This window comes from Brevibacterium siliguriense (genome assembly GCF_900105315.1).
GTDB lineage: Bacteria > Actinomycetota > Actinomycetes > Actinomycetales > Brevibacteriaceae > Brevibacterium > Brevibacterium siliguriense.
The window spans coordinates 2722922-2734594 of sequence record NZ_LT629766.1; the positions used below are offsets into that span (position 1 = coordinate 2722922).

Annotated in this window: 10 protein-coding genes; 2 read left to right on the top strand and 8 right to left on the bottom strand. The window is 63.6% G+C overall.

The features are described from left to right. Window positions 1-3: 3 nt before the first annotated feature. The 6 genes from proB to BLU88_RS12160 all read right to left on the bottom strand — a co-directional run bounded on the left by proB (window position 4) and on the right by BLU88_RS12160 (window position 5612). Window positions 4-1170 carry a glutamate 5-kinase gene (gene proB, locus BLU88_RS12135; RefSeq protein ID WP_092014217.1) on the bottom strand — a complete coding sequence of 389 codons (1167 nt, stop codon included), beginning with the start codon at window positions 1168-1170 and terminating at the stop codon, window positions 4-6. Next, window positions 1167-2732 carry a GTPase ObgE gene (gene obgE / locus BLU88_RS12140; RefSeq protein WP_092014220.1) on the bottom strand — a complete coding sequence of 522 codons (1566 nt, stop codon included), beginning with the start codon at window positions 2730-2732 and terminating at the stop codon, window positions 1167-1169. The genes proB and obgE overlap by 4 nt, the downstream gene beginning before the upstream one ends. Window positions 2733-2833: 101 nt before the next feature. Continuing rightward, window positions 2834-3085, bottom strand: a complete 252-nt coding sequence (gene rpmA / locus BLU88_RS12145) for a 50S ribosomal protein L27 (RefSeq protein ID WP_025776788.1) — start codon at window positions 3083-3085, stop codon at window positions 2834-2836. Between the two features lie 15 nt (window positions 3086-3100). Further along, window positions 3101-3409 (bottom strand): 50S ribosomal protein L21, encoded by a 309-nt coding sequence (gene rplU / locus BLU88_RS12150; protein ID WP_092014223.1) that lies wholly within the window; start codon window positions 3407-3409, stop codon window positions 3101-3103. A gap of 243 nt (window positions 3410-3652) precedes the next feature. Next, window positions 3653-3970 (bottom strand): chorismate mutase, encoded by a 318-nt coding sequence (locus BLU88_RS12155; protein WP_092014226.1) that lies wholly within the window; start codon window positions 3968-3970, stop codon window positions 3653-3655. Between the two features lie 112 nt (window positions 3971-4082). Beyond that, window positions 4083-5612 carry an alanine/glycine:cation symporter family protein gene (locus BLU88_RS12160; protein WP_092014229.1) on the bottom strand — a complete coding sequence of 510 codons (1530 nt, stop codon included), beginning with the start codon at window positions 5610-5612 and terminating at the stop codon, window positions 4083-4085. A gap of 140 nt (window positions 5613-5752) precedes the next feature. Here BLU88_RS12160 and BLU88_RS12165 point away from each other — a divergent pair, with 140 nt between their 5' ends. Next, window positions 5753-7150, top strand: a complete 1398-nt coding sequence (locus BLU88_RS12165; protein WP_231939391.1) for an SPFH domain-containing protein — start codon at window positions 5753-5755, stop codon at window positions 7148-7150. Window positions 7151-7241: 91 nt separating this feature from the next. Here BLU88_RS12165 and BLU88_RS12170 read toward each other — a convergent pair whose 3' ends face one another. Then, complete coding sequence (locus BLU88_RS12170; protein WP_231939392.1) at window positions 7242-10172, bottom strand: Rne/Rng family ribonuclease; 2931 nt, start codon at window positions 10170-10172, stop codon at window positions 7242-7244. Window positions 10173-10472: 300 nt separating this feature from the next. Between BLU88_RS12170 and BLU88_RS12175 the strand changes: the two genes are divergently transcribed. Further along, the gene (locus BLU88_RS12175; protein ID WP_092014235.1) at window positions 10473-11120 is read left to right on the top strand and encodes a vitamin K epoxide reductase family protein; all 648 of its coding nucleotides are present in this window, start codon (window positions 10473-10475) and stop codon (window positions 11118-11120) included. Window positions 11121-11233: 113 nt separating this feature from the next. Here the strand turns inward: BLU88_RS12175 and ndk are convergent, their stop codons facing one another. Beyond that, window positions 11234-11653, bottom strand: coding sequence for a nucleoside-diphosphate kinase (ndk, locus tag BLU88_RS12180; RefSeq protein WP_092014238.1), 420 nt, complete (start codon window positions 11651-11653; stop codon window positions 11234-11236). Window positions 11654-11673: the final 20 nt, after the last annotated feature.

An 11673-nucleotide genomic window follows, 5' to 3' on the forward strand; every position in this document is an offset into this window, starting at 1 on the left:
GGGCTATCTCCCCCCGCTCACCTGTGTGAGAACGAGATCGTTTCGATGGATGACCTCTTTACGGTAGTCATTTCCCAGACGGGTGCCAAGTTCCTCGGTCGTGGATCGGAACATCAGCGGCAGCTCGTCCGAGGAGAAGTTCGTCATACCGCGCGCAATGACCTCATCGTCGAGATTGCGGATCTCGACCGGGTCGCCCGCTTCGAAGTTCCCGCTGCAGGCGGTGACCCCAGCTGCGAGCAGAGAAGTCCCGCGGGAAAGCACGGCGGTTTCGGCCCCTCGGTCGATCGTGACCGTTCCGAAGGTCCGAGCCAGATGGCGCAGCCACAGCAGTCGAGTGCCCCGGCGCTTGTGGGTGACCGCGAAGTACGTACCCACTCGCTCCCCTGCCAGCGCCGAAGCGGCCTGCGATGCCGAGGTCAGCACTGCCGGGATCCCCGAATCGGCGACCATGATGGCGGCGTCGACCTTCGTGGCCATTCCTCCGGTGCCGGTCCCTGCCGTCCCCACACCGCCGATGGCGAGATCGTCGAGGTAGCCGGGACCGTGTACGCGGTCGATCAGCCGCGAGCCGGGCTGGTCCGGGGGCCCGGAGTAGAGCGCGTCCACATCGGACAGAAGCACGAGCGCATCGGCGTGAGCCAAGTGAGCGACGAGAGCGGCGAGGCGGTCGTTGTCTCCGAAGCGGATCTCCTCGGTGGCCACCGCGTCGTTCTCATTGACGATGGGCAAGGTGCCCAGGGCCAGGAGTTTGTCGATGGCACGCTGGGCGTTCTTGTACCGGGTACGCCGGATCAGATCATCGGCGCTGAGTAGAACCTGACCGGGCACGAGGTCGTAGCGCCCCAGGGCTCGCGTGTATGCGGCCATCAGCAGCCCCTGTCCGACCCCGGCGGCAGCCTGCTGGCTGGCCAGGTCGCGAGGGCGCTTCTTCAACCCCATCGGCTCCAGGCCCGCCGCGATCGCGCCGGAGGATACGAGGATGACTTCGTGTCCGGCCGATCGGTGGGCGCCGATGACGTCGGTCAGGGCGATCAGTTTGGCTTCGTCGAGTCCCCCGTCGATCGTCGTCAGCGAGGACGAACCGACCTTGACGACGATACGGCGGGCATGCGCGATATCGTCACGCGACGACGCTGCGGATGAGTCCGCCTGAACTGCCGCGCTCACTCCTCGCCGGCCCCCTCAGCAGACTCTGTCGCAGATGACCGGTAGCTGCTCTCACGGTTCGCTCGTTCGGCCAGACGTTCCTGTTCGAACTCGGCCCGAGTCGCGGCCTTCGCGTCCATCTTCTCGTGATAGGCGGCCTTGCGCTCCTTGCGTGTGGCGCGCGATTCCTCTTCGAGGCGGGCGTCCGATCCGCGGGAGCCCAGCAGTTCGGCACCACCGACCGCCGTGGGGTCCCAGTCGAAGACGACACCGTCGTCTCCGCCGACGACGATCGTGTCGCCGGGTTTGGCTCCCGCCTTGAACAGAGCCTCCTCGACACCGAGGTGTTCGAGCCGGTCAGCGAGGTAGCCGACGGCTTCGTCGTTGCCGAAATCGGTCTGCTGTACCCAACGTCGGGGCTTGTCGCCGAGGACTCGGAACAGCGGTCCGTCCGAGGAGCCTTCGGAATGGACTTCGAATCCGCGATCGTCGACGGCCTTCGGACGGATGACGATGCGCTGCGGTGTCGCTTCGACCTCGGCGCGGCGTTCCCGTTCGGCCAGCACGAGTTCGGCCATGGCGAACGAGAGTTCCCGCAGACCGGCGTGGCTGACAGCGGAGATCTCGAAGACCCGGTATCCGGCGGCTTCGAGGTCGGGACGGACGATGTCGGTGAGGTCGCGGCCGTCGGGGATATCGACCTTGTTCAGTGCCACGAGCTTCGGGCGCTCGGACAGCGGAAGGAGTCCGCTTCCATCGTCGAGGTCGACTGCGTAGGCCGCGAGTTCGGATTCGATGATCGTGAGGTCGGAGACGGGATCGCGTCCGGGCTCCCATGTGGCCATGTCGATGACGTGGACGAGACCTGCGCAGCGTTCGACGTGGCGGAGGAACTCGAGGCCGAGTCCCTTGCCCTCAGATGCGCCGGGAATGAGTCCGGGGACGTCGGCGACAGTGTAGCGGGTGTCCCCTGCCTGGACGACTCCGAGGTTCGGCACGAGCGTCGTGAACGGATAGTCGGCGATCTTCGGCTTCGCAGCGGAGAGAGCGGCGATGAGGCTCGACTTGCCCGCCGACGGGTAGCCCACAAGGGCGATATCGGCGATCGTCTTGAGTTCGAGCACGAGGCTGACGGTCTGCCCGGGTTCCCCGAGAAGTGCGAAGCCGGGGGCCTTGCGCTTCGTCGACGCCAGCGCGGCGTTGCCGAGACCGCCGCGGCCTCCGGCAGCTGCCGTGAATTCGGTTCCGTCTTCGACGAGGTCGGCGATGACGTCGCCGTTGGTGCTCTTCACCACTGTTCCCTCGGGAACGTCGACGATGAGATCTCTTCCATCGGCGCCGTGGCGCAGATCGCCCTTGCCGATCCCGCCGTCGTCGGCACGCACATGCGGACGGTGGTGCAGGGGAAGCAGGGTCGTGGTCTGGCGGTCGACTCGGAAGATGATGTTCCCGCCGTTGCCCCCGTCGGCGCCATCGGGTCCGCCGAGCGGTTTGAACTTCTCACGCCTGATCGAGGCACACCCGTTCCCACCTGCGCCTGCGGCGAGGTGAACGGTGACACGGTCTACGAACTCGGTGGCCATAATGTCCTTATATCAGATGAAGGGTGAGTCGTTCGACTCACCCTTCATGCTCCCTTCATCAGGGAGAGATCATATTGACGACGGATCGGATCCGGAGAGGATCAGGCTCCGACGATGTTGACGATCTTACGACCGTTGCGGGTGCCGAATTCCACGGCGCCGGCGGTCAGAGCGAAGAGAGTATCGTCTCCTCCACGGCCGACATTGGCTCCGGGGTGGAACTTGGTTCCGCGCTGGCGGACGATGATCTCGCCAGCCTTGACGGCCTGGCCGCCGAAGCGCTTCACGCCGAGGTACTGTGGGTTCGAGTCGCGACCGTTGCGGGTCGAGCTGACTCCCTTTTTGCTTGCCATGTGAGAAGTCTCCTCTTACTTGATGTTCGTGATCTTCAGGCGGGTGAGGTCCTGGCGGTGGCCCTGACGCTTCTTGTACCCGGTCTTGTTCTTGTACTTCTGGATCACAATCTTGGGACCGCGGAGCTCACCGGCGACCTCAGCGGTGACCGAGACCTTCGACAGAGCGTCGGGATCGGTCGTGACCGTCTCGCCGTCGACAAGAAGTACGGCATCGAGCTCGACGCTGTCTCCAGCCTTCGCCTTCATTCGGTTGACTGTGATGATGTCGCCGACGCTCACCTTTTCCTGGTGGCCTCCGGCGCGGACGATGGCATAGACCATGGTCGAACCCTCTTTCTGTTGAAAACAAACGAACGGCGGTTGTCCCTTGGCTGCCGCAGAACAAGTCCCACAGGCATCCCATTGAGAGGAATCACCAGCCGTGGCGCGTCACGCGCACCGACGATCGATTCTAGTCGAGAGCACACAGCATCGGCAAACCCATCACCTATGCGCGAGCGGTCGATCTGCTCATTGTGAGCCATCTCTCGATGATAGGCACAGCATGGGAGCTCCGCAGCTCTCTCAGCTTTCGCGTGACTCCGCGATGCGTTCGTGGCGGCGGATCACCTCGGCGACGATGAACGCGAGGAACTTCTCTGCGAACTCCGGGTCCAGGTGGGACTCCTCGGCGAGCTCCCGCAGCCTGGCAACCTGCCTGGCTTCCCGGGACTCGTCGGCCGGAGGAAGTCCGTGATCGGCTTTGAGTTCGCCGACGCGCTCGGTGAGTTTGAAGCGCTCGGCGAGGAGATGGACGAGGGAGGCATCGATATTGTCGATGCTGCCCCGAAGCTCCTGCAGCCGGTCGACTGCGCGTATTCTGTCGTCTCTGTTCTCATCCACTCCCCCAGTCTATCGATGGCCGGACATGCCTGTGCGCCCCGCCCATTCGGACGCGGCGCACAGGCATCCCTGATCGTGGCTGTCCCCCTCATCGCGAGGAAGAGATAGAGTCTCAGGCGGGTTCTTCGACCGGGACGGCGTCGACGGTGTCCGGGTCGTTGAGGGTGCCCGCCTTGCGGTCTGCGAGGTACTTCTTCATCTCCTTCTTGACCACCGGCATGAGCATGTAGAGGCCGAGGATGTTGATGAAGGCGCACATGAACAGGGCTGCATCCGCGAATTCGACGACCTTGGAGAAGCTGGCGATGCAGCCGACGACGACGAAGAGGCAGACGAGCGTGCGGAAGATCATGATCGTGGCTTTCGAGCGTCCGAACAGATAGCTCCACGCCCGTTCGCCGTAGTACGCCCATGTGATGAGAGTGGAGAACGCGAAGAGGGCAACGGCGATGGCCAGCAGGATCGGGTACCACGAGGCGACGGTGGAGAAGGCGTCCGAGGCGAGAGCGACACCGCCGATCTCACCTTCACCGAGGTCGTTGCGGTAGGAGGCCTGGTTGGCGACGATGATCGTCAGCGCGGTCATGGTGCAGACGATCACCGTGTCGATGAAGGGCTCGAGCAGGGCGACGAATCCTTCGGAGATGGGGCGACGGGTCCTGACTGCGGAGTGGGCGATGGCCGCGGAGCCGATACCTGCCTCGTTGGAGAACGCCGAACGTTGGAAGCCGATGATCATGACACCGACGATGCCGCCGGCCACTCCCTGCGGGTTGAAGGCTCCGGCGAAGATCTCGCCGATGGCGTTCGGGATGTTCGCGTAGTTGAGTCCGAGGACGAGAAGGCATGAGACGACGTAGAAGATGGCCATTCCAGGGACGAGCTTGTCGGTGACCTTTGCGATCGAGCGGATGCCGCCGAGGATCACCAGGGCCACGAGCCCCGCGAAGATGAGTCCGAATACGAGTGAGGCAAAGGGGCCGGCCAGGAAGCCGTCATCGCCACCGGTGGCGGTGCGGACCTGGGCGAACGTCTGATTGGCCTGGAACATGCCGCCGCCGACGACACCGAAGATGAGGATCGCGATGGCGAAGAGTCCGGTCAGAGCGGTCGCCACAGGTCTCGAGAAGCGTCGGAACGCAACGGGGAGGTACTTGAACGGCCCGCCGTGGACGACTCCGTTCTCGTCGATCTCACGGTACTTCACCCCCAGGGTGCATTCGACGAACTTCGTGCACATGCCGAGGAGGCCGGCGACGATCATCCAGAAGGTCGCTCCGGGGCCGCCGAGAGCGATGGCTACGCCGACACCGGCGATGTTGCCGAGGCCCACGGTGCCCGACAGAGCAGAGGCAAGTGCTTGGAAATGGGTGACCTCACCCGGGTCGGACTTCGAGGAGAACTTTCCGCGGATGATCTCGAGAGACAGCTTCGCCCCTCGAGCCTGGATGAAGCCGAAGTAGACGGTGAAGACCGCTGCCGCGAAGATCAGCCACAGGACGACGAAGGGAAACGAGATCGCTCCGATGGTGATCGGAAAGAAGATCATGCTGCCGAACCATGTCGCGATCGGGTCGAACCAAGAGTTGATGGCATCGTCGACCGGCGAGACCGGCGCTGCTGAGATATGAAGATTATTCATAGTGTGAAAAGATACTGAGACCTGGGTCACATTCAAGCGTTCCACGTTGTGGGACGAGTTCAGTTATCGAACCGTTACCAAATAGCGCGTTCGATGAGATTTTGAGATTCGCGTCTCATTACCTGACCTAGACTGAATGCATGACTCAGAACCCTCAGCAGCCAGGTCAGCCACCGAACCGATCGTCGAATCCGAACCCCGATCGCGGCCCGGTCCCCAGCGGTGATCCGAGCACACATATCCAGACCGGTCACAGCCGACCCGCCGCGTATCCCGGGGCGGAGGCAGTGACGAATCCCAATGGTCACTACGGGTCTCAGGGCGCTCAGTCCGGGTCGATCGGCGGTTCGGAATCGACAGCACAGTATGGTCCGCCTGCCGGAGCTCAGGCGAACACAGGCGCTCCGCCGCACCACGGCGAAGGCTCGCCCCTGCCCCCGGCACCGCAGAACCGTCGTACCGCCGGACAGAATTCCGGTTCGGGCCCAAGGCCGAACTCCGGTTCCGGGCCGGCTCCGTCGCAGGCATCGGACAACGGGCCTCGACGCTCTGCACCGCAGACGCCTCACTCGGCCCAAGGCTCCCCCGGCCCTGGTCGACCGAACCCAGCCCCCACCCGCATCGTCTCCCCCGATGGCGAAAAGGCCCGCGAGAAGCCGGCAGGCGGGGTCTCGGGCTACTTCGCCATCGTCGGCGCCATCGTCTTGCTGCTCGTCGCTGTGCTTCTGGGCATCGTCGGCTTCGTCATGACCTTCGCCCAGGTCGTTATCGGAGTGGTCCTCTTCATCGTCGCCGTCCTGTGCTTCATCGCCTCGATGTTCCTGTTCAAGGGGTGCACCTCGGTGGCGCCCGGACATGCCGTCGTCCTGCAGCTCTACGGGAAGTACGTCGGAACCGTCCGGCAGTCGGGTCTGCGGTTCGTCAATCCCTTCTTCACGAAGGATCAGATCTCGACGCGGATCCGCAATCATGAGACGTCGACGCTGAAGGTCAACGACCTCGACGGCAATCCGATCGAGATCGGCGCAGTGGTCGTATGGCAGGTCAGGGACACTGCGCAGGCGATGTTCGAGGTCGATGACTTCGAAGAGTTCGTCGCGATCCAGGCGGAGACCGCCGTCCGCCACATCGCGAACTCATATGCCTACGATTCCTCGGATCCTCGCCGAATGTCGCTGCGTGACAATGCCGATGAGATCACCTCGCGGCTCTCCGACGAGGTGGCAGCCCGAGTGATGGCCGCGGGCGTCACGGTCATCGAATCCCGCATCACCCAATTGGCCTATGCTCCGGAGATCGCCCGTGCCATGCTCCAGCGTCAGCAGGCCACGGCAGTCGTCGCTGCCCGTCAGCTCATCGTCGAAGGAGCTGTCGGCATGGTGGAGACCGCGATCGAGGAGATCGAAGGGCGACAGATCGTCAGGCTCGGACAGTCCGAACGAAGCGATCTCGTGTCGAACCTGATGATCGTCCTCTGCGGGGATCAGGCGGCGCAGCCGACCATCAGCACCACCCGCAATCAGCAGTCAGCAGGCTGACTGTCCGGAGCGAGGACGGCCCCGTACGACTGCGCCCCGCCGACGGTTGACGTCGGCGGGGCGCAGTCGTGTCTCAGCGAGAGTGTGGCGCTCAGTCCTCACCGATAATGACGAACGAGGCAGGCAGCTGTTCCTGCTTAGGTGCAGGAGCCTTCTTCTCCGGCTCGCTCTTCTTCGCCGGGGCCTTCTTGACTGGTGCTGCGGCAGCGACCTTCGTTTCGCTGTTCGCGCCGATCATCAGCGGCAGGTCCTTCGGCTCTTCGGCCGCAGGCTTCGTTTCCGCTGCAGGCTTCCGTTCGGCATCCGGTGCGTGCTCATCGCCACTCGACTTCTCGTCGGGCGTCTCCGTCTGCGAATCGTCGTTCCGGTTCGAGCGGGAACGGCGCCGTCCGTTGCGGGAACGCGACCTGGACTTGCCGTTCTCGTCGTTGGCCTCGGAGTCGGCACTCTGAGACTGAGTCTCAGGCTTCGACTCGGCCGATTCGGCCTCGTCCTTCTTCAGGGTGGCCTTCGCGATCGCGGCGACGGCCGACCGGGAAGCGTCCGACGATACGGTCTCCTCCGTCGACTCGGCCTCGTTGTGCTTGGACTTCGAGCCGGAGTCGCCCCGACGCTTGCGGTTACGGCGGTTGTCGTGGTTCGACGAGCGGTTGCCGCGGTACGCCTTCGAGCCGTCTTCTTCCGATCCTGGCAGCAGCAGTCCCCGACCGGTGAGGTCCTCACCGGCGCTGACGAGAGATTCGGCGAGTCCGGTGCCGATGCGCTTGCGCGTCATCTGCACGAGGCCAAGCGACGTCACCTCGGCGACCTGATGCTTCGTCCGGTCACGGCCCAGACATTCGACGAGGCGGCGCACCACGAGATCACGGTTGGATTCCAGCACCATGTCGATGAAGTCGACGACGATGATTCCGCCGATGTCACGCAGACGGATCTGCCGGATGACCTCCTCGGCGGCCTCGAGGTTGTTGCGGGTCACCGTCTCCTCGAGATTGCCTCCGGAGCCGGTGAACTTGCCGGTGTTGACGTCGACGACCGTCATCGCTTCGGTGCGGTCGATGACGAGGGAACCACCCGAAGGCAGATTCACGGTGCGCTGGAGTGCCTTCTGGACCTGCTCCTCGATCCTGTAGTGGTCGAAGATGTCCTCGTCCTCGTCATAGCTGTGGACGCGATCGAGCAGGTCAGGGGCCACTGATTCGACGTACTCGTGAATCGTGTTCCATGCGCTGTCGCCGTCGATGACAAGGGAGCTGAAGTCCTCGTTGAAGACGTCGCGGATGATGCGCACGATCATGTCGGGCTCGCTGTAGAGCAGCTGGGGAGCCAGCACCTTCGTCGACTTGGATTTCTTCTCGATCGTCTCCCACCGCTTGGCGAGACGTTCGACATCGCGCGAGAGGTCGGTATCAGTGGCACCCTCGGCGGCGGTGCGCACGATGACGCCGTTCGAATCGCCGACGAGCTGCTTGAGCAGCTTCTTCAGACGGGCACGTTCGTTATCGGGCAGCTTCCGCGAGATTCCGGTCATCGAATTGCCGGGCACGTAGACGAGGAACCGTCCGGGCAGAGAGATCTGGCTGGTCAGCCGCGCACCCTTGTGTCCGATCGGATCCTTTGTCACCTGCACGAGCACGGCATCGCCGGGGCTCAGCGCGGTTTCGATGCGGCGCGCCTTGCCGTCCACGCCGAGTGCGTCCCAGTTGACTTCACCGGCATAGAGCACGGCGTTGCGGCCCTTGCCGATGTCGATGAATGCCGCTTCCATGCTCGGCAGCACGTTCTGGACCTTGCCCAGGTACACGTTGCCGATGAGAGAGGACTGCTGGCGGTTCTCCTTGAGGTAGTGCTCGACGGCGATTCCGTCTTCGACGACGACGAGCTGTGTCTGGTCGCCGCTCTCACGCACCAGCATGGTGCGCTCGACGGACTCGCGCCGCGCGAGGAATTCTGCTTCGGTGATGATGGGGCGACGGCGTCCGGCTTCGCGGCCCTCCTTGCGCCGCTGACGCTTGGCTTCGAGACGGGTCGAACCCTTGAGCGAGGTGACCTCGTCGCGGTCGGTGCTGCGGGTGCGGGATCGGCGACGGCGGCGACGGCGTGAACCGCTGTCGGAATCGTCATCACCGTCGTCGGAATCCGAGTCGTCGGAGTCTTTGTGATCGGACGACTTGCTATCCGATTTCGAGTGTGAGTCCTCGGAGTCCGAGTCGGAACTCTGCTTCGAACCGCTGTTGTTCGATCGTGAACCGCGCTTCGACGGCTTCGAATCCTGGTTGTCGGCGGAGTCCGAGGAGTCGTCCGCGGAATCTCTCGAGTCATCGGCGGAGTCCGAGGAATCGTCGTGGGAGTCGCCGCGGTTGCGCGAGCGACGACCGCGACCGCCTCGGCGACGGCGCGGACCGTTCGAGCTCTCGTCCTCGTCGCTGTCGTTATGCCTGTTCTCCTGTGAGGTCGAGGCGTCGTCATCGGTGTCGTCGGAATCGTCCCAATCGTCGGAGTCGTCCTCGACCTTGACGACCTCGGCGTGTTCGGCCTTCGGGACCTGGAAGATCAGTCCGCCGTCATATGGCACTGCAGGGGCCGTTCGGGGTTCGGGTGCGGCGGCCGCCGGTGCCGGCGCGGCGAAGGGATTGCGAGGGTCGAAACTCGGCGCGGTCTCCGCAGTCGTCGGCTCGTCATCGGAGTCATCGTTGTCATCGGAATCATCGTCGTCGTCCGAGTCTCCGCGGACGAACTCCTCGAAGACGAGTCCCCGATTGGCTACGGCATCGGCAGCCGATTTCGGGCCGCCTCTGCGAGGGGCGGGTTCCTCTTCCTCTTCTTCGTCGCCATCGGCGTCGCCGATGCGCAGCGATTCGGCCGCCTCGGCGATGTCGTCGAGGCGTGCGCGCACGCTGTCGTCGACGTCCTCGTGTTCGGCGTTCTTGGCACTTGCCGACTGCTGCAGATTCGCGAGGTCCGCGAGAATGCCTTCGGTCGGATCTGTCGACTCCGTGCCGTCGTTCGACGTATCGTTCATCGTATCTCCCAGTCCGAAGACGCCGTCCACACCATACGGATCTTCGGATCCTTGCATGGTCCGCAATGGACCGAAACCAGTGGATGGCACGTCCGGCTCGCGCTCAGCGCGTAGGCCTTCCGCACTGCCTCATCTTGTTGTCGACCTGCGAGGTCATACCCTCGACTCGGTGGAGGCACTTCTCCTGCTCGGTGTGAGAACAGGTATCCGTCCGACCATTATGTCACAGAAGTGACTTGCTCTGAGGTTTCGTGGGGTGCGGGGTTTGCCGCACGGGACGCGGCCAGGCATTCTTGAGGAGTGAACACCACACTGACTCACTCCGATGATCTCGAGACCGCTGATACCACTTCGTCGTGGGTGCTCAGATCGGTGCCGTTCGGCATCTTCCTCATCATCGCCTCCGTCATCGGCTTCCTGGCTTCGTTCTCGCTGTCGGCGGAGAAGTACGAGAAACTGGCGAATCCGGACGTCGTGCTCTCCTGCGACCTCAACCCGTTCTTCTCATGTGGTTCGGTCATGGAGCATGCCGAGGCCGAGCTTCTGGGCTTCCCCAATCAGCTCATGGGCATCGCGGCATTCGTCTTCCCGCTGCTGCTCGGGGTGCTCATCCTGTCCGGAACTCGCCTGCCCCGCTGGGTGATGGTTGGGCTGAACATCGGGTTGGCCTGCGGAGTGGCGCTGGTGATGTTCCTGTTCTACGTCTCCATCTATAAGATCGGCGTCGGCTGCCCGTGGTGCATCATCGTGTGGACCGTGACGATTCCGATGTTCATGGCCGTCACAGCCCGCAATCTTCTCACCGGAGCATTCGGCCGGAAAGCCGCCGGCAATGCCGTGGCCCGGGTCCTGGCCAAGGAGAACATCGTTCTGTCGGTGCTGTGGCTGCTCATCATCCTCGCGTGCATCGTCGTGCAGTTCTGGGCATTCTTCTCCAACCTGTTCTGAGCTCTGACTGCGTACATACAGTGAGGGCGCCCCACCTTCTGGTGGAGCGCCCTCACTGATTCGATCGGCGCGACTCGGTCGTCGATCGATCGTTCTCGATCTGGTGTCGGCCGTCAGTCTTCGGCCGGGTACCAGATTCCGATCTCGCGTTCGGCCGATTCGGTGGAATCGGATCCGTGGACGAGATTCTTCTGCACCTTCTCACCCCAGTCGCGGCCGAGGTCGCCGCGGATCGTGCCCGGAGCCGCAGCCGTCGGGTCGGTGGCACCGGCCAGAGACCGGAAGCCGGGGATGACACCCTGTCCGGAGGCGATGATCGAGACGATCGGCCCTTCGGACATGAAGTCGACGAGCGGCTGGTAGAACGGCTTGCCTTCGTGCTCGGCGTAGTGGGCTGCCAGTTCGGCGGCGGTGGCCGAACGGAGATCCAGGGCGTCGATCGCGTAGCCCTTGGCTTCGATTCGGGCCACAATCTGTCCGACGAGTCCGCGAGCGACTCCGTCGGGCTTGATGACAATGAGCGTACGTTCCATTCCGGTCCTTCCAATTTCGT

Excerpts from the sequence above, each read along its gene's own strand:
- obgE (WP_092014220.1), bottom strand. The coding sequence starts at position 2,732 with ATGGCCACCGAGTTCGTAGACCGTGTCACCGTTCACCTCGCCGCAGGC.
- rpmA (WP_025776788.1), bottom strand. The coding sequence starts at position 3,085 with ATGGCAAGCAAAAAGGGAGTCAGCTCGACCCGCAACGGTCGCGACTCG.
- rplU (WP_092014223.1), bottom strand. The coding sequence starts at position 3,409 with ATGGTCTATGCCATCGTCCGCGCCGGAGGCCACCAGGAAAAGGTGAGC.
- BLU88_RS12160 (WP_092014229.1), bottom strand. The coding sequence starts at position 5,612 with ATGAATAATCTTCATATCTCAGCAGCGCCGGTCTCGCCGGTCGACGAT.
- BLU88_RS12165 (WP_231939391.1), top strand. The coding sequence starts at position 5,753 with ATGACTCAGAACCCTCAGCAGCCAGGTCAGCCACCGAACCGATCGTCG.
- BLU88_RS12170 (WP_231939392.1), bottom strand. The coding sequence starts at position 10,172 with ATGAACGATACGTCGAACGACGGCACGGAGTCGACAGATCCGACCGAA.
- ndk (WP_092014238.1), bottom strand. The coding sequence starts at position 11,653 with ATGGAACGTACGCTCATTGTCATCAAGCCCGACGGAGTCGCTCGCGGA.